Genomic DNA, 25246 nt, shown 5'->3' with positions numbered 1-25246 from the left:
GTCGAGCCGTCTCAGCGTGCCGCGCTCGGCTCCTTCTCGACCGGCACACCACCGTCACCGAGGACGTGGATCGCGCCGTGCTTCACCATCGTCACCTTGCGGGTATGGAAGGCTTCCAGCGTCGAGCGGTGGCCGATCGAGACGAGGGTGGCCTGTGGCAGCTTCTCCGCCAGCAGCCGGTACAGGCGGGCCTCGGACGGCTCGTCCAGCGAGGCCGTGGCCTCGTCCAGAAACAGATAGTCCGGCGCATGCAGGAGCGCGCGGGCGAGCCCGAGCCGCTGCTGCTCGCCGAGCGACAGCATCCGGTTCCAATGACCCTCCTCCTCAAGCCGCTCGGCGAGGTCGGGCAGCCCGACCGCGATCAGCGCATCCCTGACGCGTGAGGTTTCGAACGCGCCCGGCGCGGCCGGATAGACCACCGCGTCGCGCAGCACGCCGACCGGGAAATAGGGGCGCTGGGGCAGCATCATCAGCTTCGCCTTTTCCGGGACGAAGATGGTGCCGGTGCCGAACGGCCAGATGCCGGCGATGGCCCGGAACAGCGTCGACTTGCCGGAGCCGGACGGTCCGGTCACCAGCACGCGCTCCGGCGTCTGGACGGAGAAGGCATCGGCGGCGACCAGCGGCGTGCCGCTCGGCAGGTTCACGCAGAGCTGTTCGAGGGCGATATTGCGATTGCCGCCGGCGGCCTTGAGGGCAATCGCAGGCTCGTGCGGCGGCAGGTGCGCGGCCGCATCGACCGACATCTCGAAGCCGTCGAGGCGGGCGACGATCGAGCGCCATTCCGCCAGCGATCGGTACGCCGTGACGAAGAACGACAATGCGCCCTGTACGCTCGAGAAGGCGGAAGCGGTTTGCATCATGTCGCCAAGCTGGATCTTCTTGGCGAAGAAGGCCGGCGCCACCAGCACGTAGGGAAAGATCACGGCGGCCTGCTGATAGCTCGCGGTGAACGCGGTGAGGCGCTTGGTACGGCTCATAATGGCGTACCAATTGCCGATCACGAAGCCGAAGCGATCCAGCAGCCGGCCGCGCTCGGCGCCTTCGCCCTTGAGCAGCGCGATCTGCTCGGAATTCTCGCGGACGCGGACGAGGTTGAAGCGGAAGTCGGCCTCGAAGCGCTGCTGCTCGAAATTGAGATTGACCAGCGGGGCGCCGATCCAGTGCGTCAATGCCGTGCCGAAGATCGCGTAGACCAACGCGCCCCAGCACAGATAGCCGGGGATCATCAGATCGGCGCCGAACAGGTGCAACGGCGCGGCGTTGGAAAGCCCCCAGAGGATGATCACGAAGGAGAACAGCGTCACGATCGACGAGAGCAGGCCGAGCCCGATGGTCAGGGTCTGCTCGACGAAGTTCTTGACGTCCTCGGTGATGCGCTGGTCCGGGTTGTCGGCCGCATCGCCCTTGAGCTGCATGCGGTAGTGGGTGGCGCCCTGCAGCCATTCGCCGAGATAGTGCCGGGTCAGCCATTGCCGCCAGCGGATCTGGAGCCACTGGTTCAGGTACAGCTTGTAGACCGCCAGCGCGATGAAGGCGGAGGCGAGGCCGATGAAGATCCAGATCTCCCGGACGAAGCTATCCCAGTCGCTTGCCTGCAGCGAGCTGTAGAACCGGTTCTGCCATTGGTTGACCAGGACGTCGATCGCGACCAGCGCCAGCTCCATCGCGATGACCGCGGCGAGCAGACCGCGGCCGGCCCATTTGTCCTCCGATCGGAAATACGGGGCGGCGATTCGCCAGACGATCGCGAGCGTGGCGCTGATGTTCTTCACAGAGCTCTGTCTCCTGAGGGGATGTGCACAACTGCCCGGGCCAAAGACCTGGGACGACGGCGGAAATCGGCGCGCTTAGACTAAAGTCGCGAGTCCTGCAATTTGCGTTGGCTTGTCGCAGCTTGCAACCCTAGCATGGGGCTCATCGGCGCGGGGTGGGGGCCTCCGGGATTTCGCGAGCTTGTGAGCGGACGGGAACCGCTGCATTCGCGAGGAATTCGCGTCCGGCTCGGGGGTTATCGCTTCAGCGTCAAGCAGGATCGGCTGTCCACGCGGGCCGCCTGCAGCACACATGCGTGGGGGAGGAAGATCATGTGGAATCAAGTTTATGACCCGTTGCACAGTCCTGTGCTGTCGACGATCGCGGCGGCAGTCCCTGTCGTCACATTGCTGGTCCTGATCGCGAGCGGCCGCGTCCAGGCTCATATCGCGGCGATCGTCGCCGTGATCGTGGCCAATTTGATCACGATCTTCGTCTTCACCATGCCGGCGAACATGTCGATCCGCGCCTCGGTGCTGGGCATCGTGACAGGCTTTTTCCCGATCGGCTGGATCGTTCTCAACGTCATCTTCCTCTACCAGGTGACGGTGAGCACCGGACGCTTCGAATTGCTCAAGCGCGCGGTCGGCGGCGTCACCGAGGACCGGCGGCTGCAATTGCTGCTGATCGCGTTTTCGTTCGGCGCGTTCTTCGAGGGTGCCTCGGGCTTCGGCACGCCGGTCGCGATCACGGGCGCCGTCCTGATCGGCCTCGGCTTCTCGCCGCTTGCAGCAAGCGGCCTGTCGCTGATCGCCAACACCGCGCCGGTCGCCTATGGCGCGCTGGGCACACCGATCCAGGGCTTAGCCTCGGTCACCGGGCTTGATCCCTATATCCTCGGCGCGATGGTCGGCCGGCAATTGCCGTTCTTCTCGCTGATCGTGCCGTTCTGGGTGGTGTGGGCGTTCGCGGGCTGGAAGGGCATGAAGGATGTCTGGCCGGCGATCCTGGTCACCGGCGTGTCGTTCGCGGTCCCGCAATTCTTAATCTCGAACTTCATCAATCCCTGGATCGTCGACATCGGCGCATCGCTGATCTCGATGGGCGCGCTGATCCTGTTCCTGAAGGTCTGGCAGCCGAGGCAGCTCTGGCTGTCCCCCGCGCTGCGCGGCCGCGATGAATCGGCCGCCACCATGGCTGCGGCAAAACCGATGGACAAGACGCCGCTGACGCAGAGCGAGCTGTTCAGCGCGCTGCTGCCGTGGATCATCGTCTGTATCGTGATGCTGATCTGGGGCAATGGTGGATTCAAGACCTGGGCGAATTCGATCTTCACCTGGAACTATCCCGTTCCCGAGCTGCATCAGATGATCAACAAGATGCCGCCGGTCGCGCCAGGGCCGACGAAAGAGAGCGCGGTGTTCGGCTTCACCTATCTCTCTTTCACCGGCACGGGCATGCTGATTGCGGCGATCATCTCAGGCTTCCTGATGGGCGTCGGTCCTGGCCGGCTCTTGACGGAATACGGGCGTACCATCCGGCTGTGCGCGATCTCGCTGATCACGATCTCGGCGATGCTCGCGATCGGTACGCTGACGCGGCTCTCCGGCGTCGACGCGACGCTCGGCCTCGCCTTCGCCGCAACCGGCGTGCTCTATCCCTTCTTCGGCACGCTGCTCGGCTGGTTGGGCGTGGCCCTGACGGGATCGGACACTGCCTCCAACGTGCTGTTCGGCAACCTGCAGAAGATCACCTCGGAGCAACTCGGCCTGTCGCCGATCCTGATGGCTGCGGCGAACTCGTCCGGCGGCGTAATGGGCAAGATGATCGACGCGCAGTCGATCGTGGTCGCCTCGACCGCGACCAACTGGTACGGCCATGAGGGCACGATCCTGCGCTTCGTGTTCTGGCACTCGATCGTGCTGGCCTCGTTGGTCGGCGTGTTCGTGACGTTGCAGGCCTATGTCTGGCCGTTCACGGCGATGGTGCTGAAGTAGCAGGCCACGCCCGCCTTCGACGCAAATCCCCGCGAGGTTGGTCCTCGCGGGGATTTTTGCGTCGTGCATGGGCGAACCTTCTCAACGGCGCCGCCGTCTTATAGAAGGTGCCGCAAATCAGGTCGGTCGAGAGGTCTCATGGTTTCGTTCAGGCAGACGGTGTGCGCGGCGGTTGCAATGCTCGCGATGTCCACGCTCGCGCGTGCGGAGGACGGTTTTCCGTTCGGCACCGAGATGACGCTGGAGGCGCTGCCGCAGCCGGGGTCGAAGCGGATTCCAAACATCGAGATCGGCGACAATGGCGAGGTCGTGCTGGAGCTCTGGTGCAAGGGTGGCAAGGGCCAGTTCTCGGTCGCCGGCAACACCGTGATCTTCGTGCCCGGCCAGATCCAGGACCGCTCCTGCCCGCCGGCGCGGGCCCAGGCCGACGACGATCTCGTTGCAGCGCTGGGCAGCGTCGAGACTTGGAAGCGCCAGGGCGACGTGCTCACGCTCGTCGGCCCCAAGCCGCTGCGCTTCCGCGTCAACGGGAATTAGATCTCTCGCGTCCCGGACGCGCTGCAGCGTGCAACGCTGCTGCGCAGAGCCGGGACCCAGTTATCTATCGTCGATCTCGTGCGCGGCTTCTGGGCCCCGGCTCAGCAGCGCATCACTGACGTGCTGCACTGCGTCCGGGGCACGATAGTTCAGCGAGCTACTTCCACACCGACTTGTCGGCGTCCCAGCGCTGGCCTTTCAGCTCCTTCACGAGCGCCTCGACCGAACCGTTGTCGTCGGGCTGATCGCCTTCCTCGTCGGCGGTCGCTTCGTCCGAGAGATTGAGCTTGGCACCGCTGCTCTCGTCGGTGGTCGTGGTCACGGGATTCCCGACCCAGAGCATGAGCTTGTCGGTCGTGCCGGGCTTGTCGGGCGAGACAAGGCCCGCGACCTCGATCGTGTCGGTGAGCTCGAGCGCGGGAAAATCCTGGTTCGGCCGCTTGAACACCAGCTTGAGCTTGCCGGTCGCCGGGTTGAAGCCTTGCGAGACCGGCTTTGCCGCGAGCGTCCTGCTCAGCACGCCGGCCACCGCGGCCGCGAGCTTGTCGCGGTTGATCTTGTCGCCCTCGCGCCAGTCGGCGGCGGCAATGCGGATGGTGCGGTCCATCTCGGTCATGCCCGCGGTCCAGCCCGCGGCGGTGACGCCGGGCGTCGCCTTGAATTTTGCCAGCAGCGCGCCGGCGCGCTCCGGATCGACCGACATGTTGATGGTCTGCTCGCCCGCGCGCAGCGCGTCGCAGCCGACGGTGAGGCTCGCCAGCGTCACCTCGACGTCCTGGCCCTTCAGGCTCTTGAGGAACTCGGTCGCGGCATCCAGCTTGACCTTGACCGCGATCGCTTCCGGCGAGACGTCGGTGAAATCCTTCGGCTGCGGCGTGATGCCGTCGTCGGAGGTCTGGTTGTCGAGGAATTCCTTCTCGCTGAGATCGGAATTGTCGGGCGAGGTGACCTCGGTCACGGCCTGGCCGATGCTGATCTGGCCGCGGAATTCGAACGTGTCTCCGGCCTGTTTGCGCAGCAGTTTGACGGTGACCGGCGCCTTCGCGCCGAGGCTCTGCGTCGTACCCGTCAGGTTCTGGCCGGCGACCTGGAGATTGACGACGAAGCGGTCCTTGCGGTCGGAATTCTTCGCGACGGGATAACAGACGTCGAGCACGGCTGCGGTGACGGTCTTGCCCTGGCGTGTCTCCTTCAGGATCACGTCGGCATTGCCGTCCATCAGCCCGTCGATCGAGGTGAAATAGCGCGTCTCGACGCCGCCGGGCGCCGTGGCCTTCGGCGACAGCTTCATCTGGGCGGATGCGACCTCAGGCGAAACTGCAAGCAGAGCCGCCAGAACGGCCGTGGAGCAAAACACAAGCGCGCGCATCGAGGAAATCCCTGAGGCAATGGGGCATGATCCGGAAAAATGTGGAGCGGTTTTCCGATCAGATCATGCCCAAACAATTCGAATCGGGCGTCACCGTAGTGGGTTTTGGCCGCCGGTTGAATTGGAAAGCACGGGGCACGATTGCCAAAAAAGAAGGCCGCCCGGAGGCGGCCTTCGCAACACTGCAATGGAACGGACGGCTTTAGAAGCCGCCCATACCGCCACCGCCCGGCATGCCGGGCGCGGCGTCCTTCTTCGGCGACTCCGCAACCATGGCCTCGGTGGTCACCAGCAGGCCGGCGATCGAGGCGGCGTCCTGGAGCGCGGTGCGCACCACCTTGGCGGGGTCGATGATGCCCTTCTCGACCATGTCGACATACTCCTCGGTCTGGGCGTCGAAGCCGAAGGTCTCGGACTTGTTCTCCAGGATCTTGCCGACGACGATCGAGCCTTCCACGCCCGCGTTCTCGGAGATCTGGCGGATCGGGGCTTCCAGCGCCTTCAGCACGATGTTGATGCCGGCCTGGACGTCGGCATTGGCATTGGTCAGACGGCCGACCGCCTTCTTGGCGCGGAGCAACGCGACGCCGCCGCCGGGGACGATGCCTTCCTGCACCGCGGCGCGGGTGGCGTTGAGCGCATCCTCGACGCGGTCCTTCTTCTCCTTGACCTCGATCTCGGTGGCGCCGCCGACGCGGATCACCGCGACGCCGCCTGCGAGCTTGGCGAGACGCTCCTGGAGCTTCTCACGGTCGTAATCCGAGGTGGTCTCCTCGATCTGGGCCTTGATCTGGCCGACGCGGGCCTCGATCTCCGGCTTCTTGCCGGCGCCCTTGACGATTGTGGTGTTCTCCTTGTCGATCACCACCTTGCCCGCGCGCCCAAGCATCTTCACCGTGACGTTCTCGAGCTTCATGCCGAGGTCTTCGGAGATCAGCTGGCCGCCGGTGAGGATCGCGAGGTCCTCGAGCATGGCCTTGCGGCGGTCGCCGAAGCCCGGCGCCTTGACGGCGGCGACCTTCAGGCCGCCACGGAGGCGGTTGACGACCAGGGTGGCCAGCGCCTCGCCCTCGACGTCCTCGGCGATGATGACGAGCGGCTTGCCCGACTGCACCACGGCTTCAAGCACCGGCAGCATGGCCTGCAGGCCGGACAGCTTCTTCTCGTGCAGGAGGATGTAGGCGTCCTCGAGCTCGGCGGTCATCTTCTCGGGGTTGGTCACGAAGTAGGGGCTGAGATAGCCGCGGTCGAACTTCATGCCCTCGACGATGTCCACCTCGGTGTCGAGCGACTTGTTCTCCTCGACGGTGATGACGCCCTCGTTGCCGACCTTCTGCATCGCCTGCGCGATCATTTTGCCGATGGCGGCATCGCCGTTGGCCGAGATGGTGCCGACCTGGGCGACCTCGGAGGAGGCGGCGACCGGCTTGGCGCGCTTCTCGATGTCCTTGACGACGGCCGCGACCGCGATGTCGATGCCGCGCTTGAGGTCCATCGGGTTCATGCCGGCGGCAACCGACTTGGCGCCTTCGCGCACGATGGACTGGGCCAGCACGGTCGCGGTCGTGGTGCCGTCGCCGGCGAGGTCGTTGGTCTTGGAGGCGACCTCACGCACCATCTGGGCGCCCATGTTCTCGAACTTGTCCTCGAGCTCGATCTCCTTGGCGACGGTGACGCCGTCCTTGGTGATACGGGGCGCGCCGAACGACTTCTCGATGAGCACGTTGCGGCCCTTCGGGCCGAGCGTCACCTTGACGGCGTTGGCGAGAATGTCGACGCCGCGCAGCATGCGATCGCGCGCGTCTCCGGAAAACTTGACGTCTTTGGCAGCCATGGTCTGCAATTCCTCTTCTATTTTCGTGATGTGTCTTGTTTATTGGGTCGCCTCATTCCGGGATCTGCGATCGAACCCGGCGGAATGATGCATGCCCGGATCGAGTGACCCGGGCATGCATTCAGCGGCCGTTCAGGCGTCTGGCCTTAGGCCATCACACCCATGATGTCCGACTCCTTCATGATCAGGAGCTCATCGTTGTCGATCTTGACCTCGGTGCCCGACCACTTGCCAAACAGCACACGGTCGCCGACCTTGAGGTCGATCGGGATCAGCTTGCCGGCCTCGTCGCGGCCACCGGGGCCGACGGCGACGACTTCGCCCTGGGACGGCTTTTCCTTGGCCGTGTCCGGAATGATGATGCCGCCCTTGGTCTTTGACTCGGCGTCGATACGTTTGACCACGACACGGTCATGCAGCGGACGAAATTTGGATTTAGTCATGACGTTTCCCTTTGGAGGCTCGCTTCGGAAGGAGTGAAAGTGGGCGGGCGGCGCTTCCGTCCACCCTTCCCGAGGATCGATCGGCGCGCGTTAGCAATCCATCTTTCAGAGTGCTAATGGTGCGTCCGGGAATATGGCTTGGCCGCGATCCTGTCAAGCAAAGGTGGTTAAGCGATTGGTGAGACGGATATAGGATGGTGACATTGGAAACTTGTTCGGGGCGCCGGCGTATTAAAGGACGTCATTGCTCCGGCAGCGGTTTTGCGCTTGGCTGCGGAAGGGGTGCGGCCATGGTTTTGTCCGGGGGAATGCCATGATCAGTTCAGCTCACGCGCGCACGGTCGCCAATCTGGCGGCGGCTTCTTGCCTGGCGCTGCTGCTTGGCGCCTGCGGCGGCGGCATGAGCCTGCCGTCCTTTTCTTCGTCCTCACCGCCCCCCGAGGCCGAGCCCGGCACCGGTCCGGAAATGCCCGCGTCGATCCGCGCCGACGAGATCGTTGGGCGCTGGGGCCTCGCCTCGTTCCAGAACCCGGCCGACCGCGCCCGCACCGAGGCTGCCGCCCGGGCCCAATGCAAAAATCCTTACGTGATCACCGCCGGCTCCTCCGGCGGCGTGATCATGCATCTGGCGGACCAGGCAACACCGCAGGAGCTGCGGCTGAAGGGGTCGCCCAGCGGCAAGAATTATATCGGGCCGGCGGGTCCGACGCCCGGCGAGCAGGACCGCGAGATCGTCTCCTTCGACGGTCGCGTCCTCATCACCCGCTTCATCGACAAGGACGCCGCCACCCGCTACGGCAACATGGTCTACGTCCGCTGCGCGCCGAGGGCGTGATCGCGGCGCCGGCCTAGCCACTCGTCATTGCGAGAAGCGAAGCGACGAAGCAATCCAGGCTGCCTCCGCGGACACAATCTGGATTGCTTCGCTTCGCTCGCAATGACGTCCAAAACAAAAAAACGCCGGCTCTCGCCGGCGTTTTGTTTTCCGTAGCGTCGCGTCCGCTCAGTCGAACAGCGCGTCGATGTCGTCCTGCGAGGCGTGGCCGACGTCGCCGGCGAGCTTCGGGCCGTTGAGAAGCTTGTCGTCGTCGCTGCGGGTGTCGACCTGCGGCACGACGTGGGACTTGATCGCGTCGACACCGCCCCAGATTTCCATCATGGAATTGATGTGCTGCTCGATGAACTTCATCGTGCTCATGACCTTGCTGATGCGCTGGCCGGTCAGGTCCTGGAAGTTGCAGGCTTCGAAGATCGAGATGACGCGTTCCTGGATATCGTCGGCGAGCCGCTTCTGCTGATCGGCCGATTGCACCTTGGCCATCGCGCTGGCCGCCTGGTCGATCGACTCGGCGGCTTCGAGGATCTGCTGGGTCGCCTGTTCGGTGCCGCCGACGACCGCGCCGAGCTCGCCATTGACCTTGGCCATTTCGCCGCCGTCGAAGCTCTTGCCATGCAGTGTCGCGATCTCGCGCTTGGTGCGGTCGATGGCGTCGTGGATGAGGTCGAGCTCGACCTTCAGCTTCTCGCACTGCTCGATCTGCGCCCGGTAAGTATCGAGCATGGTACGGGCTTCGGAGAGCTCATGGGCGGTGGAGGCGTCGATCGCCGCCATGGCGGCGCTGCCGGACAAGGGCACGGTGCCCTTCGCCATCTGTGCACGGATCGCACGCAACTCGGCCATGATCTCGCTATGCATCGGCGCAGCCTCCTCAATCATTTCGGGGCTTGGCATCTCGCCGACAATAGCCTCTTCGACACGAAAACGTTTGCGGTGAATAGCCATCAAGAACTCCCCCCACCTCACTCACGCGTCTTTGTAGGCAGAAGCGATTTAACACGAAGTTCACAGCCGGAACTGTCGTGCGGTTGTGCGCGACGGCTTGCAAACGGGCGATTAACCATGCGTGCGCGGCGTTCATCGAAAATAAACGCTGATCGCCAAATTGCACCGCTGCCGACGACGTGGTGAATCGAAATGGCGTTTCCGTTTACCAAACAAAACGCCTTTTGCTCTTTATTGACCACGTCGCGGGTGCGGATCAGCCATCACCTCGCCACGACGCATGTGATCTAGACGAAACAGTACAGAGTACGTCGATGTTCAAGAAAATGTCTGTCGCGCTGCTTGGCAGCGCTTGCACCTTCATTGCCGGCGTCAACAGCGCCAGCGCCTTCGACAATAGCGTGCCGAACGATCCGCCCGCGGTGCTGTACCAGCCGCAGGTGCCGCCTGCGCCGGTGCGTGTCGCCTCCAATTCGAACATGGGCGGCGGCTTCATCGAGTTCATCTTCGGCGACGGGCCCGGCCGCGGTCCGGCCTACGCTCCGCAGCAGCCGGTGTACCAACAGCAGCCTGGTTATTATGACCAGCGTCGCCTGCCGCCGATGGGCGAGCCGCAGACACAGGGCGCAGGTCTCCAGCAGGAGGCGGTCGATCCGCGGCAGCGTCAGTTCGATCCGAGATTCGAGAAACAACTCGTTGACTATAGCGGCAACGAAAGCGCCGGCACGATCGTGGTCGATACGCCGAACAAGTTCCTCTATCTGGTCGAGGGCAGCGGTCGTGCGATGCGCTACGGCATTGGCGTCGGACGTCCCGGCTTCACCTGGTCCGGTGTGAAGTCGATCACGGCCAAGCGCGAATGGCCGGCGTGGACCCCGCCGGCGGAAATGATCGCGCGCCGTCCCGACCTGCCGAGGCATATGGAAGGCGGCCCGGAAAATCCGCTCGGTGCGCGCGCGATGTATCTCGGCTCGACGCTCTACCGTATCCACGGTTCGAACGAGCCCTGGACCATCGGCACCAACGTCTCCTCGGGCTGCATCCGCATGCGCAACGAGGACGTCATCGATCTCTATGGCCGCGTCAACGTCGGCACCAAGGTCGTCGTGATGTAGGCGCATAGTGCCCGGAACCAAAAACGGCCGCCTCATCGGCGGCCGTTCTCGTTTGGAGCACGGGTAAGAAGCGTCAGGCGTAATCGCTGCCGCCATCGTCTCCGCCGCCGAAATCGCCGTCGTCGGCGAGGTCGACATTGTCGTCATTGTCGTTCTGATCGTTGTAATTCTGGTCGTCGTTCGATGCGTGGTCGGCGAAGCCCTGGCGGGACGCATCGCCGCGGTCGCGGTTCGAGCCGATGTCGTCGAGGCCGGCATCGCGCGCGAGCGATCCGCCGGACTGGTCGCCGCCGCTCCAGGGGCCTCCACCAGCGCTGCGGTCGCCCAGGGCATTGGTGTCGCCAAAAGCCTGCTGGTGCGGTCCGCCCATCATGCCGCGGATGCTGGACAGCAGCAGCGAGCCGCCGACGACGCCGGCCGCGGCTGCCGCCGCCGTGCCGAGGAACGAGCCGCCACCGCCGACCGGCGGCGCGGCATAGCCCTGGCCTGGACCCTGATTTGGACCCTGACCGTATGCCTGCCCATAAGGCGGCTGGCCGTAACCGGGCTGAGGCTGCTGCATCGCCTGGCCGCTGTTCCCGACCGGCCGCGAGTCACGCGGCGGTACGTTCGGAACCGAGCCGCGCGATGGACCCCCGCCGAACAGCGTGTCGCGCATGGTGTCCAGGAAACCGCCGGACTGCGCCTGCTCGGGCGCCTGCCCCGCCTCCAACTCCTGGATGCGGTTGTGGGCGCGCTTCAGCGCCTCGTCCTGCAACAGCGTGGTCTGAACCAGCGCATAGACAGCGCCGGGGGCCTTGCGCAGGCCGTCGGAGATTGCGGCGATCGCGTCGGGATCGCGCGGTGCATTTTCCAGTTTCGAAAGCCGATCGAAAAGCTCGTCGACGAGCTGGCGTTCCTGCGGCGTCATGGTCAGTCTCCCTTGCGCAAAACAAGCGCGAGGCAGATGTAGGGTTCCATTGTGGCCCCAACAGTGCCGGCAGGATTAAATTTCGGTATGCGACAAGCTGCCTCGCGGGCGGCTTTCTCGCAAACTTCCACCGGTTCACCCCAGCGTGACGCCGCTGTCCGTCAGCAGGCGCGCGAAGGCATCGCCGGCGAGATAGGCGTGCTCGCGTTCGCGGACATCCGTCATCGGGTCGAGCCCGGTGAGGATGTCGTCGACGAAGCCGGGATGACACATGATGAGGCCGCCATCCGGCAGGCCTTCCAGGAAATGCCGCATCAGCGCGCCGAAATCGGCCGCTTGCGTGAAATCATAGGCGCCGGCGAAACCGGGATTGAAGCTGAGGCCCGCGCTGCCGGCACGGCGGCGGAATTGCGCGCTGAGGATATCCAGCACCATGGCTTTTGGCGAGGCCAGCCGCTGCATCAGGGGCAGGTCGCGGCCGCCCTGGCGCACCCCGGCTTTTGGCGCGGCTTCGGCGACTGCGTCGACAAAGCCGTCGCGCACCTGCGGGTAGAGCTGCACATGCTGATGACCGTCGACGAAGTCAGGCGCGCGCCCGAACGCTTTCGCGAAGGCTGCCAGCTGCGCCTTGACCTCGTTGCGAAAGAACTCGCGGTCGAGCCTTCGCGCAAGACCGGCGCGGAGCAGCTTCGGAAACGGGAGAAACATGTCGCCGTCGAGCGGGCGGAAATGCATGGTGAGCGGCCGGAACGGTGCCGACAATGTCACGTGCAATCCGATCGCGCAGCGCGGGCTCGCTTGCGCCGCCGCCTGGAGCGCCTCGATCTCGCTGCGCTCGACCGCAGGTCCCACCATCATTACCGACGTCGCGTTGAGACGGCCGCGTTCGATCAGGTCGCGGATGGCGCGATTGACGCCCGGGCTGATGCCGTAATCGTCGGCGCAGAGCCAGATCCGCCGTGGCGGCGCGGCCGCGCTCATTCGGCCGCCGTCCTCTTCGAGGCGTCCAGGCTTGAAGCATCCTGGGCCTTGTCGGTCTCGAAATGCTTTTCACTGTGCTCGGCGACGAAGTAGATCGGGCGCGCCTTCAGCTCGGAAAGGATCTTGCCGATATATTCGCCGACGATGCCGATCATGATGAGCTGCACGCCGCCGATCGTCATCAGGCCGATCACGAGTGAGGGATAGCCGGGCACCTGCTTGCCGGTGGTCAGGACCTCCCAGAGGATCGACAGACCGAACAGGAACGCTCCGCCGGCGAGGATCACGCCGAGCAGGCTGGCGAAGCGCAGCGGCGCCACCGAGAACGAGGTGACGCCTTCGATCGAAAGACCAAGCAGACGCGCGGCGCTGAAGGTTGTCACGCCATGGGTGCGCGGTGCGGGCTCGTAATCGACGCGGATCTGGCGGAAGCCGATCCAGCTCGCAAGGCCCTTGAAGAAGCGGTTGCGCTCCGGCAGCTGCCGCAGTGCTGCGACCGCGCGCGGCGACAGCAGGCGGAAATCGCCGGCGTCTTCCGGAATCTTCTGGCGCGCGCCCCAATTGATCAGCGCATAGAAGCCGCGCCCGGCGAGCCGCCGCAGGAACGGCTCGTTGTCGCGATGCGCCTTGGCGGTATAGACGACGTCGTAGCCGTCCTCGATCCAGTGCCGCACCAGTCGCTCGACCAGCGACGGCGGATGCTGGCCGTCGCCGTCCATGAACAGCACCGCGCCGAGCCGGGCATGGTCGAGGCCGGCCATCAGCGCGGCCTCCTTGCCGAAATTGCGCGACAGCGACACCACCTGGACGTCGACCGCGTCGGCCGGCAGTGCGCGGGCGATCGACAGCGTCGCGTCCGCGCTGCCGTCGTCGACATAAACGATCTCGCAAGCCAGGTGGTAGCGCTGCCGCAAGGTCTTTGCGAGATCGCAGATGCGCTGGTGCAGGGCGGCGAGGCCCGCCGCTTCGTTGTAGAGCGGGACGACAATCGACAGTCCCTTCGCGGCGGCGCTGGCCGCGGTGGTCGTCATGCCGGAAACGTCAGAGCCCAGCGTCATGGATCAAGGTTCCAGAGGCGATCAGGTTTTCTTGCAAGGTCATCTCGACAGCATATGGTAGCTGCCGTTTGCTGTCGCTACGCTGAACGGAATTGCTCAACAAACTTTGGGCTCACTGCCGCAGGAACGCCTCGAGCCTGGCGAACAGCGGGTTGTCCCGGTCGAACACGTAATCCAGCGAAACCACGGAGACGGTCTCGGCGCCATGCCCGCGCAGGAAGCTCGCGAGTGCGTAGAGCTGGCCCGGCGGGCAGTGCAGCGTGAGCATGCCCGACGAGGTCGGTCCGCCGAACGGGGCTTCGACGCCGAAGCGCTCGTGGGCCTCGGTGAGCATGGCCGCGTCGCACTGGCGGAAGCGGGTGCGAACTTCGCGGTATTTGTTGGCCCGCGCCCGCGCCGCGATGTGATCGAGGATGATTCGCGCGGTCTCCCGTGCCTGCGGCGACCAATCGGCGTCTCTCGAGGCGACCAGATTGGCCTGGCTGCGCAGGATCACGCCGTCGTCGAGCACCCGCAATCCGTTGGCGGCGAGGGTCGCGCCGGTCGTGGTGATGTCGACGATCAACTCGGCGCTGCCGGCGGCCGGCGCGCCTTCGGTCGCGCCCGTGCTTTCGACGATGCGGTAATCGGTGATGCCTTGGCTCTGGAAGAAGGCGCGGGTGAGGTTGATGAACTTGGTCGCGACCCGCATCCGCATGTGATGCTGCTCGCGGAAGCCGGTGGTGACGTCGTCGAGGTCGGCCATGGTGCGGACGTCGATCCACGCCTGCGGCACCGCGACGACGACGTCGGCATAGCCGAAGCCGAGGCCTTCGATCAGGGAGACGCGCTTGTCGGCGTCCGCGATGGTCTCGCGCACCAGATCTTCCCCGGTGACGCCGAGATGCGCCGAGCCGCGGGACAGTTGCGAGGCGATCTCGCTCGCCGAGAGATAGGCGACCTCGACATTGTCGAGACCCGCGAGCGTGCCGCGATAGTCGCGGGCGCCGCCCGCCTTCGACAGCTTCAGCCCAGCGCGGGCGAAGAAGGCCTCGGTGTTTTCCTGCAGGCGGCCCTTGGAGGGAACGGCCAGAACGAATGGCGCGCTCATGACTTAAGCTCCCACCTTGCGGCCGATCCGGGTCAGCGCATCCACCCAGACCGAGAAACCGACTGCGGGGATCGGCTCGGCCGATCCAAGCTGGGTCATCAGCCCGTCATAGCGGCCGCCGGCAACCAGCGGCTCGGCGCCGTTGCCGCGGTGATGCAGCTCGAATTCGAAGCCGGTGTAGTAATCGAGCCCGCGTCCGAACGCGGTCGAAAAGCGCGTCCCCTTCACATCGATGCCGCGCGCGGCCATGAAGCCGACCCGGCTTTCGAACTGGTCGACCGCAGCACTGAGGTCGAGCTTCGCGTCATTGGTGAGCGCGCGCAGCTCGGCGACGGCGTCATCGGGGTTACCCGATATCGACAGGAAACGCTTGAGCACGGCGATGGCCTCGCGCGGCAGCGCGCCGCCCTTCAGCGTCGACTGCTCGAGGAAGCGGTCGGCAATCTCGGCCGTGCTGCGGCCGCCGACATTGGTGGTGCCGGCGATCGACATCAGATCGGTGACGAAAGCGAGTGCCGCCTTGCGGTCGGAGCCTGCGAGCGCCGCGAGCACGCCCTCATATTCGCTGCGGGTCGCGGTCGTCGCGGCTGCCAGCCGCTCCAGATCCTGCTCCAGGCTGATCTTGCGGTTGAAATCCTTGACCAGGCGGCGGCGCCAGACCGGATAGAGGTTGAGCGCGTCGAGCAGCGCGTTGAACAGCGCTACGTCGCCGGTGCGGATCTCGACGTCGCGGACGCCGAAGGCGGCGGTCGCCTCCAGCGCCAGCGCCAGCATCTCGGCATCGGCCGCGGCGCGGTCCTGGCGGCCGAACGATTCGATGCCGGCCTGCAGGAATTCGTTGCTCTGGCCGTTGCGGTAGCGAAACACCGGGCCGAGATAACTGAACCCGGCCGGCTGGCCGGCACGGCCAGAGCTGAGGTAGTCGCGGGCCACCGGAATGGTCAGGTCCGGGCGCAGGCACAACTCCTCGCCGGAGAGGTCCGTGGTCAGGTACAGGCTCTTGCGGATGTCCTCGCCGGAGAGATCCAGGAACGGTTCGGCCGGCTGCAGGATCGCGGGCTCGGCCCTGACATAGCCCGCCTGCGCGAACGACAGCAGCAGCGTGTCCGCCCAGGCGGCGGAGCCGGCAGCATTTGAGGTGGCAGTCGCGGTCATGTCGGGGTCCATCGTCCCGGTGGAACCGGGCAGGGCAAGCAAGGGGAGCGAATTGCCGCAGGCCTTAGCATGGCCCGAAAGCGGTTTCGACCTCCAAAGGATCAATCGCTTAACGGTCGGCCAATATCGGCATCAGGCCATTTTGCCACGCCAATCGCCCAGCACCGCCTGCACCAGCGCCAGCGCGGCCACCGCGGCCGTGTCGGCCCGCATGATCCGGGGTCCCAGCGCCAGCCGCAGGATATTCGGCTGCCGCAGCAGCAGCGCGCGCTCTTCCCCGGCAAAGCCGCCTTCGGGGCCGATCAGCACGTCGATTCCCTCCGCCGCGCCTGCGCCTTGCAGGCTCTGAATGGGGTTTTCGAGCTCCGCCGCCTCGTCGCAGAAGATCAGCAGCCTGCCGGCGGCGCGCTGACTGAGGAAGCGCTCCAGGGGCATCGGCTCGGCAACGGTGGCGATGCTGAGAATGCCGCATTGCTCGGCCGCCTCGACGACATTGGCGCGCATCCGCTCGGTATTGACGCGGGAAGCTTGGGTGAACCGGGTCAGAACCGGCTGAAGCGAGGCAGCGCCCATCTCGATGGCCTTCTGCACCATATAGTCGAGCCGGGCGTGCTTGAGCGGGGCGAAGACGTAAGAGAGGTCGGGCAGCCGGTCCTGCGGCCGGGTCTGCTGGAGGATGACGAGGCCGTCCGGCCGCTTGCGGCCTTCAATGGCGGCCTGCCACTCGCCGTCGCGGCCGTTGAATGCCAAGACTTCGGCCCCGGCGGCAAGCCGCAGCACATTGCCGAGATAATTGCTCTGGTCGCGGTCGAGCTCGACCCTGCCGTCCTGGGCAAGGGGGGCATCGACGAACAGGCGGGGGCCGCGGAAATCGTGGGAGGGCATGGTTCAAAGGTCCGATTTGCCGCCGTTCTTAACCGAAAGCAGTAGTTTCGGGGTAAATTTTGCCAAAATGGTGCGTCGGCGCGCCGCGCTCCTGCCCTATTCAACGGGTTGTTAAGGGCCGGCGGGAATCGTAAAATCGCGAGCACGCTGGTTGCGCTTCAATTGGGAAGACGCCGAACCCCGCAAGCTCCTGCCGGAGAGACTGCCTTGATGATCCGTCATTTGATGGTTCCGATCACTGCCGCCATGGTCACGATGGGCGCCGTTTGTGCCTATGCGCAGGGTTTCCCCGCGCCGCTGCCGGGCCAGGCCCCAACAAGTTCCGCGTTTCCGCCCGTGAACGGCTCGGCGCCCGTCGCCTCCGTCGGCGGCGCGCCGCAATCGTCCTTCCCCGTGAACGGCGCCGCGCCTGTCGGTGGCGCCGGCGCCTTCAGCGCGGCGCCGCCGACGCAAGCCGGTCCCGGCGAGGACTGCATGAAGGCCTTCATGCCTCTGCGCGAGGATGCCGAAAAGCGCGGCAAGCTGATCAAGGCCGCGAGCGACCGTCACGCTCCGCCTGACGAGGCCTGCAAGCTGATCCGCAACTTCAGCCAGGCTGAGACCAAGATGATCAAGTACATCGAGGCCAACGCCTCGAAATGCGGGATTCCGGCGCAGGTCGGCGCGCAGATGAAGGACGGCCACAAGAACACCGAGGCCATGACGGCGAAGGTCTGCAACGTCGCGCAGCAGATGCAGAACCAGCCGCGCGGACCGGCCGGTCCGTCGCTGAGCGAAGTGCTGGGTTCGGGCTCGGCGCCCGAGGCCAATGCCGGCAAGAAGGGCGGCAGCACCTTCGATACACTCAACGGCAACGTCCTGACGCGATGAGCGACACATCCGCCCGAGTTGCCGATTCCACCGGCAACTGGGTCGATACGCGTGCGCCGCAATGGGCGCGGCCTTATCTGCGCTTGTCCCGCTTTGATCGTCCGATCGGCTCCTGGCTCCTGTTGATGCCGTGCTGGTGGTCGGCGGCGCTCGCCGCCGGCATGGCGCATGACGTCCGCGGGCTGCCGCTCACCATCGTCCTGTTCTTCATCGGCGCCTTCGTGATGCGGGGGGCAGGCTGTACCTGGAACGACATCACCGACCGTGACCTTGACGACAAGGTCGAGCGCACCCGCTCGCGACCGCTGCCGTCGGGCCAGGTGAGCGCGAAGCAGGCGCTGGCCTTCATGGTCGCGCAGGCGCTGATCGGGCTCGTGGTGTTGCTGCAGTTCAACCGCTTCGCGATCCTGACCGGCATTGCCTCACTGCTGATCGTCGCGATCTACCCGTTCATGAAGCGCATCACCTGGTGGCCGCAGATCGTGCTCGGGCTCGCGTTCTCCTGGGGCGCCCTGATGGGATTTGCCGTCACCTTCGGGCGCATCGACGTCACCGCGCTCGTGCTCTATGCCGGCGCGATTTCCTGGGTGATCGGCTACGACACGATCTACGCGCATCAGGACGCAGAGGACGATGCGCTGATCGGCATCAAGTCCACCGCGCGCCTGTTCGGTGCGCATACGCACCAGGCGCTGATCCTGTTCTACGGCCTCGCGGTGCTGCTGATCGGCGTGGCGCTGGCGTCGGGCGATGCGCGCTGGCCGGCCTGGCTCGGACTTGTGGCCTTCGCCGTGCATCTGGCCTCGCAGATCGCGCGGCTGAATATCAGCGACGGCGATCTCTGCAAACGCCTGTTCTATTCGAACCGCGACGCGGGATTTCTGCTGTTTGCGGGTTTGCTGGCTGACGCGGTGCTGCGAGCGGCCTAACTCCGCGCGATGATCTCGCGCTCATCGCGATGCACCGACAACTCCCGTGCGACACCGGTGCGGCGGCGCATCAGAAATTTCGGACGGCGGTGGCGGATCGCGTTGGCGCGGCGACGCCGCGGCGCGGGCTTGCGTGCGCCTTCGTCGAGCTGCGGAAGCGCGAACAGCTCGCTCCAGATCGCCCAGGCCTCAACGAGTTCGTCGCCATCGGCGCTGACCAGCAGCGGAATGGAGAGCGAGGGATCGCGATGCACGAGGACGAGGGTCTGGGCCTCGTCGTTGCCGCGCAGCGCGACGCCGATGAAGTCGCTGACGCGGACGTTGATCGCCATCCGCATGCCGCGGACGGCACGGTGCAGCACGACACGTTCGCGATGAAGCTCGATCTGCCGGACATATCCGTCGGCGCGCGGATCATGCGCATCGAAGCGGACCGGAAGGGAAAGGGGGTCGAGCCGCAGGGAGCGGCTCGACCCGGCGGGAGTGATCCCGCTTGTTGCTGTTTGACGCCTCACGGCTTTAGTTCTCCCCGCCAGGATTATGTTCCCGGTCGATGCGAGGACCTTAGCGCGGGCCTTTCCGAAACCGCTTAAAAAGGCTGGTTAATCCAACCTCACCGCCGCGCATGATTGACAAGACCTTGGCGCGCATGATTGACGAGACGTTGCGCGCAAGGTGCGAATCTGAGCTTTTGGTGGGCTGAAAATGCTTGAAGTCCGCGCGATCAGGGCACATCTGTGGGTTCCGGTCCCGCAGCCCGCCTCAACAGGATTTCGTTTGTGAACCCTTCACCAAGCTCGACGCTTTCACCCAAGGATTCATCCACAGCCAGCCGCAACCTGTTCGACCAGTCTGCGCTCTCCGATCTCGCGCAGCGGCTGGTGGAGGCTGCCAGGCGCGCCGGCGCGGATGCGGCCGATGCGGTCGCCGTGCGTGGCGTCTCGCAAGGCGTCGAGGTCCGCGACGGCCGGGTCGAGGAATCCGAGCGTTCCGAGGGCGATGATGTCGGCTTGCGCGTGCTGGTCGGCCGGCGCCAGGCGGTGGTCTCCACCAACGACGCCAGCGGCGATGCCGTGACCAAGCTTGCCGAGCGAGCGGTTGCGATGGCGCGTGTTGCGCCCGACGACAAATATGTCGGCCTTGCCGATCCCGCACTGCTCGCGCGCGACTTCCCCGATCTCGATCTGCTCGACCCTGACGTGCCCGCCACCTCGGAACTCGAGCGCCGCGCGCTCGAAGCCGAGGCTGCGGCGCTCGGAGTGAAGGGCGTGACCAAATCCGGCGGCGCCTCGGCCTCTGCCGGAATGGGCGGCATGGTGCTCGTCACCAGCACCGGCTTCCACGGCTCTTACCTGCGTTCCAGCCAGGGCATCTCCGCCACCGCCATTGTCGGCGACGGCACCGGCATGGAGCGGGACTACGATTTCACCTCGGCGCCGCATGGTGCCGATCTGCTGTCGCCCGAGATCGTCGGCCGTTCCGCGGGCGAGCGCACTGTGGCGCGCGCCAATCCGCGCAAGGTCGAGACCTGCAAAGTGCCTGTGGTGTTCGATCCGCGCGTCGCGGGCTCGCTGGTCGGTCACGTCGTCGGCGCCATCAACGGCGCTTCGATTGCGCGCAAGACCAGCTTCCTGAAGGACAAGCTCGGCCAGCAGCTGTTCGCCAAGAACATCCGCATCATCGACGATCCCCTGCGCAAACGCGGCCTGCGCTCGCAGACGTTCGACGCTGAAGGTGTCGCCGTGAAGAAGATCGCGCTGATCGACGAAGGCGTGCTGACGACCTGGCTGCTCGATTGCGCCACCGCGCGTGAGCTCGGTCTCACCACCACCGGCCATGCCCATCGCGGCGTCTCCTCCTCGCCGTCGCCCGGGCCGTATAATCTGCATCTTGAACCCGGCACGCCGACGCCGGCCGAACTGATCTCCGACATCAAGCAGGGGTTCTACGTCACCGATTTGATCGGCTCGGGCGTCAACGGCGTGACTGGCGACTACAGCCGCGGCGCCTCCGGCTTCTGGATCGAGAACGGCGAACTCACTTATCCCGTGAGCGAGGTGACGATCGCCGGCCATCTGTTCGAGATCTTCAAGTCGATGCAGCCGGCGAACAATCTCGAGTTCCGCTACGGCGTCAATGCGCCGACGGTGCGCATCGAGGGTTTGACGCTTGGCGGACGTTGACGCGAACGCAACAGGCGAAGCCATCCTGACGCGCGACGCGGCGCTGCTGCAAGACACGGTGCGGGAGGCGGGCGCACTGGCGCAGTCGATGTTCCGCACCGAGCTGAAGAAGTGGACCAAGGGCGCGTCCTCGCCGGTCTCGGAAGCCGACATCGCCGTCAACGATCTCCTGGAAGCGCGCCTGCGCGCGGCGACGCCCGACTATGGCTGGCTGTCGGAGGAGAGCGCCGACGATGAGGTGCGGCTGTCGCGGCGGATGACCTGGATCGTCGATCCCATCGACGGCACCCGCAACTACCTCAACGGCCACGACGAATGGTGCGTCAGCGTCGCGCTGGTCGAGGACGCCTCGCCGGTGCTGGCCGCGGTGTTCGCGCCGACCAGCGATGAGTTCTTCTTCGCCGCCCGCGGCCAGGGCACGACCCTCAACGATGTGCCGGTGCGGGCGACGGCTGGGTCCGAGCTCGACTTCTCGCGTGTCGCGGGTCCGAAGCCCCTGGTCGAGCGCCTGAAGCCGTCACTGGGCGAGATCAAGCTGCATCCGCGAATCGGTTCGCTCGCGCTGCGGCTGTGCCGGGTCTCCCATGGCGCGCTGGATGCGGCTTTTGCGGGCGGCAACAGTCATGATTGGGACCTTGCGGCGGCGGATTTGATCGTGCAGGAAGCCGATGGTAGGATGAGCGATCTCTCCGGAGATCCCATCCTCTATAACCGCCGGCAAGTCACGCATGGGGTGCTGGTGGCAGCGGGTCGCGATCGTCATGCGAACATTGTCTCGCATTTTCGAAACCGCCCCTTGCCGTGAAGCGCTTTCTCGTGCTTGTCGAACACTGCTTTGCCGGGCAGCCCGTTAGGAACAGAACCGATGCCAGATAGTGCCCCGCAACAACTGCTCCACCTCGTCGTCGGCGGCGAGCTCGTCGATCTCGAGCACAACACCTTCAAGAACCTCGACGACGTCGAGATCGTCGGCCTCTATCCGAACTATGCGACCGCGCACGCCGCCTGGCGCGCCAAGGCGCAGAGCACGGTCGACAACGCGCAGATGCGCTATTTCATCGTCCATCTCCATCGGCTGCTCGACCCGAATCAAGAACCGGCGCGTTGAAAAAGCTGCTTCGCAATACGCTGAGGAGCAGCTTCGTTCAGCGTGCCGTCGGAATCCTGGCGGCGGAATATCTGCGTCTGGTCTGGCGGACGAACAAATTCACGTTCGATCCGCCCGACGTCTATGAGCGCGTCGAGCCGCAAATCCCGGCGATCTTCGCGTTTTGGCACGGCCAGCATTTCCTCACCCCCTTCATCAAGAACAAGGACTGGTACAAGGCGAGGGTCCTGATCTCCCGTCACCGCGACGGCGAGTTCAACGCGATTGCCGCCGAGCGGCTCGGCATCGGCACCATCCGCGGGTCCGGCGACCATGGCGGCGCGTTTCACCGCAAGGGCGGGGTCGGTGCCTTCAAGGAAATGGTGCGGACGCTCCAGGACGGTTGTAATGTCGCGCTGACCGCCGACGTCCCCAAGCGCTCGCGCGTGGCCGGGCTCGGCATCATCATGCTGGCACGGGAATCGGGGCGGCCGATCATGCCTTTTGCGATGGCGACCAGCCGCTTCGTCCGGCTCAAGAACTGGGACCGCACCACCATCAACCTGCCGTTCGGGCGGGGCGCGTTGGTGGGCATCAAGGAAATCCACGTTCCGCCGGATGCGAACGCCGCCACCATGGAAGCGCTGCGGCTCGAGCTGGAGGAGACCTTGAACGAGGCGACCCGCCAAGCCTATGCACAGCTCGGCCGGCCGGGACCTGCAGATGCCTAAATCGCTGCCCGGCTCGCTGCCGTTGACGCTGCGGATGTACCGGCGCCTGGCGCGTGGCCTGGTGCCGCTCGCGCCTGTGCTGATCAAGCGGCGCCTGAAGCAGGGCAAGGAAGATCCCGCGCGGGTCAGCGAACGGCGGGGCCTGTCCCGGGACGTGCGGCCGCACGGTCCGCTGGTCTGGATTCACGGCGCCAGCGTCGGCGAGGTCCTCGCCGCGGCGGCGCTGATCGAGCGCTTGCGCGATCTGAACCTGCGCATTCTGCTCACCTCGGGCACTGTCACGTCGGCTGCTATTGTGGCAAAGCGTTTTCCGCCCGACGTGATCCATCAATACGTGCCGTATGATTCCCCGCGTTATGTCGCGCGCTTCCTCGACCATTGGAAGCCGTCGCTGGCGCTGTTCGTCGAATCCGATCTGTGGCCGAACCTGATCCTGGCCGGCGCCGCGCGCCGCGTGCCGATGGTGCTGATCAACGGGCGGATGTCGCCGCGCTCGTTCCCGCGCTGGCGCCGGATGCAAGGCACCATCTCGGCGCTGCTGTCGCGGTTCGACATTTGTCTGGCGCAGTCGAAGACCGATGCCGAGCGCTTCTCGACGCTCGGCGGCCGCGACGTCGTCACCACGGGCAATCTCAAGCTCGACGTGCCGGCGCCGCCGGCCGATCCCGCCAAGCTCGAACGGCTGATGGCGATGACGCGCGGGCGTCCGATCATCGTCGCGGCCTCGACCCATCCGGGCGAGGAGGAGATGCTGGTGGCGGCGCATCGCAGCCTCACCGGTTTCTTCCCGCAGCTCCTGACCGTGATCGTGCCGCGCCATCCGGATCGCGGCTCCTCGATCACAGGCCTGATCACGGCCTCCGGCCTGAAGCCGGCCCTGCGCTCGCGCGACGAGCTGCCGACCGCGACCACCGACGTTTATGTCGCCGACACCATGGGCGAGCTCGGCCTGTTCTATCGCCTCTCGGACATCGTGTTCATGGGCGGATCGCTGATCCATCATGGCGGCCAGAATCCGATCGAAGCGATCAAGCTCGGCGCGGCCATCGTCCATGGTCCACACGTCTTCAATTTCGCCGATGTCTACGAGGCGCTCGATCACAGCGGCGGCGCGCGCCAGGCCGACACGCAGGAACTACTGATCAAGCAGCTCGGCCAGCTGCTCGCCGATCCTGCCGTGCGCAAGAAGATCCAGCAGTCGGGCGCCGGCGTGGTCGAGGATCTCGGCGGCGCGCTCAACCGCACCATGACCGCGCTCGAGCCTTATCTCTTGCAGTTGCGGATCGAGATGGGGGCCGCCAATGCGTGAGCCGGCCTTCTGGTACCGGCCACGTTCCCTCGAATCGTACGCATTGGGGCCGCTGGGTGCGCTCTACGGCGCGATCACGGAACGGCGGATGCTGCGCGAGGGCGTCGACGCCGGCATCCCCGTGATCTGCGTCGGCAACTACCATGTCGGCGGCGCCGGCAAGACGCCGACCGTGCTGGCGCTGACGAAGCTCCTGCGCGAACTCGGCGAGACGCCGGTGGTGCTCAGCCGCGGCTATGGCGGCAGCCTCAAGGGCCCGGTGATGGTCGACAGCATGCGTCACACCGCGTCCGACGTCGGCGACGAGCCGCTGATGATGGCGCGCGACGTCCCTGTCACGGTCGCGCGCGACCGTCTCGACGGCGTCGTGCTGGCGAAGTCGCAAGGCGCCACCGTGATTTTGATGGACGACGGTTTCCAGAACCCGCGTCTTCTCAAGGACACCTCGCTGATCGTGATCGACAGCGAGCGCGGCCTCGGCAATGGCAAGGTGTTTCCGGCCGGTCCCCTGCGTGCGCCGCTGAAGGCGCAGCTTGCGCGCACCGACGCGCTGGTCCTGATCGGCGGCGGCCGCGCCGCCGACGCTGTCGCCGCCGAGCTTGCCAGGCGCAACAAGCCGGAGCTGCGCGCGCGGCTGAAACCCGACGCCGGGTCGGTCGCTAGACTGTTGGGCAAGCCGGTGTTCGCGTTCGCCGGCATCGGCGATCCCGAACGGTTCTTCCGCAGCTTGCGCGCTGGCGGTATCGAAGTCGCACGCACGCGCGCCTTCGCCGATCATCACATGTTTTCGAACGACGAGATCGCAACTCTCGCCGCGGAGGCGCAGCGCGAGCAGCAAACACTGGTGACGACGGAAAAGGATCTCGCGCGTCTGCACGGCCGCGAAGGCGTGCCGGACGGCATCGTGCCGTTCGCCGTCCAGCTCGAGTTCGACGACCCGGCTACGCTCCGGCAACTGATCAGCGATCATCTCTACAAGGCGCGCGAGCGAAGATTCGGCAGGCGATAATGTCGGACGGCGGGCGAACCGCGCTCGTTGTGGACGCACGGTGTGACGAAAAGCATTTCATGCGCGGGTGCAATATGTGGCAACCGAGGTGACATGTCGCGGCTGACGAATTCTCTTCCGCACGTTCGGGAGTTGATGTAGCGTTTCATGAGAGCCGTCACCGGGACGTGCCGAACTCCCGGAAATCATCGACGGCGTTTATGCCCACGGCGGGCA

General features: G+C 65.6%; 25 protein-coding genes. 13 read left to right on the top strand and 12 right to left on the bottom strand.

Translation table 11 applies throughout. The features are described from left to right. Positions 1-11 precede the first annotated feature (11 nt). Entirely contained in the window at positions 12-1775 is a 1764-nt protein-coding gene (locus ABIB91_RS26620; protein WP_219685367.1) for an ABC transporter ATP-binding protein/permease, read from the bottom strand. A 312-nt stretch (positions 1776-2087) separates the two neighbouring features. On the opposite strand from ABIB91_RS26620, the gene ABIB91_RS26615 reads away from it, so the two are divergent. Together ABIB91_RS26615 and ABIB91_RS26610 are read left to right on the top strand one after the other, a co-directional pair. Beyond that, the gene (locus tag ABIB91_RS26615) at positions 2088-3752 is read left to right on the top strand and encodes an L-lactate permease (RefSeq protein ID WP_354168633.1); all 1665 of its coding nucleotides are present in this window, start codon (positions 2088-2090) and stop codon (positions 3750-3752) included. Between the two features lie 138 nt (positions 3753-3890). Beyond that, positions 3891-4289: an META domain-containing protein gene (locus ABIB91_RS26610; RefSeq protein WP_007614988.1), complete on the top strand. Its 399-nt coding sequence runs from the start codon at positions 3891-3893 to the stop codon at positions 4287-4289. A gap of 157 nt (positions 4290-4446) precedes the next feature. Here ABIB91_RS26610 and ABIB91_RS26605 read toward each other — a convergent pair whose 3' ends face one another. After that, positions 4447-5658: a hypothetical protein gene (locus ABIB91_RS26605; RefSeq protein ID WP_354168630.1), complete on the bottom strand. Its 1212-nt coding sequence runs from the start codon at positions 5656-5658 to the stop codon at positions 4447-4449. Between the two features lie 26 nt (positions 5659-5684). Between ABIB91_RS26605 and ABIB91_RS26600 the strand changes: the two genes are divergently transcribed. Then, the gene (locus ABIB91_RS26600) at positions 5685-5864 is read left to right on the top strand and encodes a hypothetical protein (protein ID WP_354168628.1); all 180 of its coding nucleotides are present in this window, start codon (positions 5685-5687) and stop codon (positions 5862-5864) included. Here ABIB91_RS26600 and groL read toward each other — a convergent pair. Both groL and ABIB91_RS26590 read right to left on the bottom strand, forming a co-directional pair. Continuing rightward, positions 5861-7492: a chaperonin GroEL gene (gene groL, locus ABIB91_RS26595; protein ID WP_007596955.1), complete on the bottom strand. Its 1632-nt coding sequence runs from the start codon at positions 7490-7492 to the stop codon at positions 5861-5863. The genes ABIB91_RS26600 and groL overlap by 4 nt on opposite strands. A gap of 146 nt (positions 7493-7638) precedes the next feature. Then, positions 7639-7935 carry a co-chaperone GroES gene (locus ABIB91_RS26590; protein ID WP_007596954.1) on the bottom strand — a complete coding sequence of 99 codons (297 nt, stop codon included), beginning with the start codon at positions 7933-7935 and terminating at the stop codon, positions 7639-7641. A 313-nt stretch (positions 7936-8248) separates the two neighbouring features. On the opposite strand from ABIB91_RS26590, the gene ABIB91_RS26585 reads away from it, so the two are divergent. Continuing rightward, positions 8249-8770 (top strand): hypothetical protein, encoded by a 522-nt coding sequence (locus ABIB91_RS26585; RefSeq protein WP_007596953.1) that lies wholly within the window; start codon positions 8249-8251, stop codon positions 8768-8770. 168 nt (positions 8771-8938) lie between these two features. On the opposite strand, the gene ABIB91_RS26580 is transcribed toward ABIB91_RS26585, so the two are convergent. Next, a complete protein-coding gene (locus tag ABIB91_RS26580; RefSeq protein WP_007596952.1) occupies positions 8939-9718 on the bottom strand; it encodes a protein phosphatase CheZ in 780 nt (259 codons plus the stop codon). Positions 9719-10032: 314 nt separating this feature from the next. On the opposite strand from ABIB91_RS26580, the gene ABIB91_RS26575 reads away from it, so the two are divergent. Beyond that, positions 10033-10833: a L,D-transpeptidase gene (locus tag ABIB91_RS26575; RefSeq protein ID WP_007596951.1), complete on the top strand. Its 801-nt coding sequence runs from the start codon at positions 10033-10035 to the stop codon at positions 10831-10833. 73 nt (positions 10834-10906) lie between these two features. Here ABIB91_RS26575 and ABIB91_RS26570 read toward each other — a convergent pair whose 3' ends face one another. The 6 genes from ABIB91_RS26570 to ABIB91_RS26545 all read right to left on the bottom strand — a co-directional run bounded on the left by ABIB91_RS26570 (position 10907) and on the right by ABIB91_RS26545 (position 16912). Further along, positions 10907-11743 carry a DUF2076 domain-containing protein gene (locus tag ABIB91_RS26570; protein WP_354168625.1) on the bottom strand — a complete coding sequence of 279 codons (837 nt, stop codon included), beginning with the start codon at positions 11741-11743 and terminating at the stop codon, positions 10907-10909. Positions 11744-11878: 135 nt separating this feature from the next. Then, on the bottom strand, positions 11879-12724 hold the full coding sequence (locus ABIB91_RS26565) for a ChbG/HpnK family deacetylase (protein WP_354168624.1): 846 nt from the start codon (positions 12722-12724) through the stop codon (positions 11879-11881). After that, the gene (locus ABIB91_RS26560) at positions 12721-13782 is read right to left on the bottom strand and encodes a glycosyltransferase family 2 protein (protein ID WP_354168622.1); all 1062 of its coding nucleotides are present in this window, start codon (positions 13780-13782) and stop codon (positions 12721-12723) included. Before ABIB91_RS26560 ends, ABIB91_RS26565 begins: the two co-directional genes overlap by 4 nt. Positions 13783-13894: 112 nt before the next feature. After that, positions 13895-14872, bottom strand: a complete 978-nt coding sequence (hisG, locus tag ABIB91_RS26555) for an ATP phosphoribosyltransferase (protein WP_354168620.1) — start codon at positions 14870-14872, stop codon at positions 13895-13897. Positions 14873-14875: 3 nt separating this feature from the next. Further along, a complete protein-coding gene (locus ABIB91_RS26550) occupies positions 14876-16027 on the bottom strand; it encodes an ATP phosphoribosyltransferase regulatory subunit (protein ID WP_007596942.1) in 1152 nt (383 codons plus the stop codon). A 132-nt stretch (positions 16028-16159) separates the two neighbouring features. After that, positions 16160-16912 carry a 16S rRNA (uracil(1498)-N(3))-methyltransferase gene (locus ABIB91_RS26545; RefSeq protein WP_354168617.1) on the bottom strand — a complete coding sequence of 251 codons (753 nt, stop codon included), beginning with the start codon at positions 16910-16912 and terminating at the stop codon, positions 16160-16162. Between the two features lie 210 nt (positions 16913-17122). Between ABIB91_RS26545 and ABIB91_RS26540 the strand changes: the two genes are divergently transcribed. Together ABIB91_RS26540 and ubiA are read left to right on the top strand one after the other, a co-directional pair. Next, a complete protein-coding gene (locus ABIB91_RS26540) occupies positions 17123-17782 on the top strand; it encodes a hypothetical protein (RefSeq protein WP_007596938.1) in 660 nt (219 codons plus the stop codon). Then, positions 17779-18711, top strand: a complete 933-nt coding sequence (ubiA, locus tag ABIB91_RS26535; RefSeq protein WP_354168615.1) for a 4-hydroxybenzoate octaprenyltransferase — start codon at positions 17779-17781, stop codon at positions 18709-18711. Before ABIB91_RS26540 ends, ubiA begins: the two co-directional genes overlap by 4 nt. Here the strand turns inward: ubiA and ABIB91_RS26530 are convergent. Then, positions 18708-19226, bottom strand: coding sequence for a DUF6101 family protein (locus tag ABIB91_RS26530; RefSeq protein ID WP_354168613.1), 519 nt, complete (start codon positions 19224-19226; stop codon positions 18708-18710). The two genes, ubiA and ABIB91_RS26530, sit on opposite strands and share 4 nt — an antisense overlap. Positions 19227-19490: 264 nt before the next feature. Between ABIB91_RS26530 and ABIB91_RS26525 the strand changes: the two genes are divergently transcribed. From ABIB91_RS26525 to lpxK, 6 genes are read left to right on the top strand one after another with little or no spacing between them, the layout of a single operon-like run. Next, positions 19491-20894: a TldD/PmbA family protein gene (locus ABIB91_RS26525; protein ID WP_354168611.1), complete on the top strand. Its 1404-nt coding sequence runs from the start codon at positions 19491-19493 to the stop codon at positions 20892-20894. Beyond that, positions 20881-21699, top strand: coding sequence for an inositol monophosphatase family protein (locus tag ABIB91_RS26520; RefSeq protein WP_219685579.1), 819 nt, complete (start codon positions 20881-20883; stop codon positions 21697-21699). Before ABIB91_RS26525 ends, ABIB91_RS26520 begins: the two co-directional genes overlap by 14 nt. Before the next feature lie 60 nt (positions 21700-21759). Further along, on the top strand, positions 21760-22002 hold the full coding sequence (locus ABIB91_RS26515) for a DUF4170 domain-containing protein (protein WP_007596929.1): 243 nt from the start codon (positions 21760-21762) through the stop codon (positions 22000-22002). Continuing rightward, positions 21999-22712 carry a lysophospholipid acyltransferase family protein gene (locus tag ABIB91_RS26510; RefSeq protein WP_219685580.1) on the top strand — a complete coding sequence of 238 codons (714 nt, stop codon included), beginning with the start codon at positions 21999-22001 and terminating at the stop codon, positions 22710-22712. The genes ABIB91_RS26515 and ABIB91_RS26510 overlap by 4 nt, the downstream gene beginning before the upstream one ends. Then, positions 22675-24021, top strand: a complete 1347-nt coding sequence (locus ABIB91_RS26505) for a 3-deoxy-D-manno-octulosonic acid transferase (protein ID WP_354168608.1) — start codon at positions 22675-22677, stop codon at positions 24019-24021. The genes ABIB91_RS26510 and ABIB91_RS26505 overlap by 38 nt, the downstream gene beginning before the upstream one ends. After that, positions 24014-25030 carry a tetraacyldisaccharide 4'-kinase gene (gene lpxK, locus ABIB91_RS26500; protein WP_354168606.1) on the top strand — a complete coding sequence of 339 codons (1017 nt, stop codon included), beginning with the start codon at positions 24014-24016 and terminating at the stop codon, positions 25028-25030. The genes ABIB91_RS26505 and lpxK overlap by 8 nt, the downstream gene beginning before the upstream one ends. Positions 25031-25246: the final 216 nt, after the last annotated feature.

Origin of the sequence: Bradyrhizobium sp. JR4.3, from assembly GCF_040547695.1 — a bacterium.
In the GTDB taxonomy this organism is placed as follows: domain Bacteria; phylum Pseudomonadota; class Alphaproteobacteria; order Rhizobiales; family Xanthobacteraceae; genus Bradyrhizobium; species Bradyrhizobium canariense.
Note: the sequence above shows the minus strand (reverse complement) of the source record. Positions and strands in the feature narration are given on the sequence as shown.

Excerpts from the sequence above, each read along its gene's own strand:
- ABIB91_RS26615 (WP_354168633.1), top strand. The coding sequence starts at position 2,088 with ATGTGGAATCAAGTTTATGACCCGTTGCACAGTCCTGTGCTGTCGACG.
- ABIB91_RS26610 (WP_007614988.1), top strand. The coding sequence starts at position 3,891 with ATGGTTTCGTTCAGGCAGACGGTGTGCGCGGCGGTTGCAATGCTCGCG.
- ABIB91_RS26605 (WP_354168630.1), bottom strand. The coding sequence starts at position 5,658 with ATGCGCGCGCTTGTGTTTTGCTCCACGGCCGTTCTGGCGGCTCTGCTT.
- ABIB91_RS26600 (WP_354168628.1), top strand. The coding sequence starts at position 5,685 with ATGATCCGGAAAAATGTGGAGCGGTTTTCCGATCAGATCATGCCCAAA.
- groL (WP_007596955.1), bottom strand. The coding sequence starts at position 7,492 with ATGGCTGCCAAAGACGTCAAGTTTTCCGGAGACGCGCGCGATCGCATG.
- ABIB91_RS26590 (WP_007596954.1), bottom strand. The coding sequence starts at position 7,935 with ATGACTAAATCCAAATTTCGTCCGCTGCATGACCGTGTCGTGGTCAAA.
- ABIB91_RS26585 (WP_007596953.1), top strand. The coding sequence starts at position 8,249 with ATGATCAGTTCAGCTCACGCGCGCACGGTCGCCAATCTGGCGGCGGCT.
- ABIB91_RS26580 (WP_007596952.1), bottom strand. The coding sequence starts at position 9,718 with ATGGCTATTCACCGCAAACGTTTTCGTGTCGAAGAGGCTATTGTCGGC.
- ABIB91_RS26575 (WP_007596951.1), top strand. The coding sequence starts at position 10,033 with ATGTTCAAGAAAATGTCTGTCGCGCTGCTTGGCAGCGCTTGCACCTTC.
- ABIB91_RS26570 (WP_354168625.1), bottom strand. The coding sequence starts at position 11,743 with ATGACGCCGCAGGAACGCCAGCTCGTCGACGAGCTTTTCGATCGGCTT.
- ABIB91_RS26565 (WP_354168624.1), bottom strand. The coding sequence starts at position 12,724 with ATGAGCGCGGCCGCGCCGCCACGGCGGATCTGGCTCTGCGCCGACGAT.
- ABIB91_RS26560 (WP_354168622.1), bottom strand. The coding sequence starts at position 13,782 with ATGACGCTGGGCTCTGACGTTTCCGGCATGACGACCACCGCGGCCAGC.
- hisG (WP_354168620.1), bottom strand. The coding sequence starts at position 14,872 with ATGAGCGCGCCATTCGTTCTGGCCGTTCCCTCCAAGGGCCGCCTGCAG.
- ABIB91_RS26550 (WP_007596942.1), bottom strand. The coding sequence starts at position 16,027 with ATGACCGCGACTGCCACCTCAAATGCTGCCGGCTCCGCCGCCTGGGCG.
- ABIB91_RS26545 (WP_354168617.1), bottom strand. The coding sequence starts at position 16,912 with ATGCCCTCCCACGATTTCCGCGGCCCCCGCCTGTTCGTCGATGCCCCC.
- ABIB91_RS26540 (WP_007596938.1), top strand. The coding sequence starts at position 17,123 with ATGATCCGTCATTTGATGGTTCCGATCACTGCCGCCATGGTCACGATG.
- ubiA (WP_354168615.1), top strand. The coding sequence starts at position 17,779 with ATGAGCGACACATCCGCCCGAGTTGCCGATTCCACCGGCAACTGGGTC.
- ABIB91_RS26515 (WP_007596929.1), top strand. The coding sequence starts at position 21,760 with ATGCCAGATAGTGCCCCGCAACAACTGCTCCACCTCGTCGTCGGCGGC.
- ABIB91_RS26505 (WP_354168608.1), top strand. The coding sequence starts at position 22,675 with ATGCACAGCTCGGCCGGCCGGGACCTGCAGATGCCTAAATCGCTGCCC.
- lpxK (WP_354168606.1), top strand. The coding sequence starts at position 24,014 with ATGCGTGAGCCGGCCTTCTGGTACCGGCCACGTTCCCTCGAATCGTAC.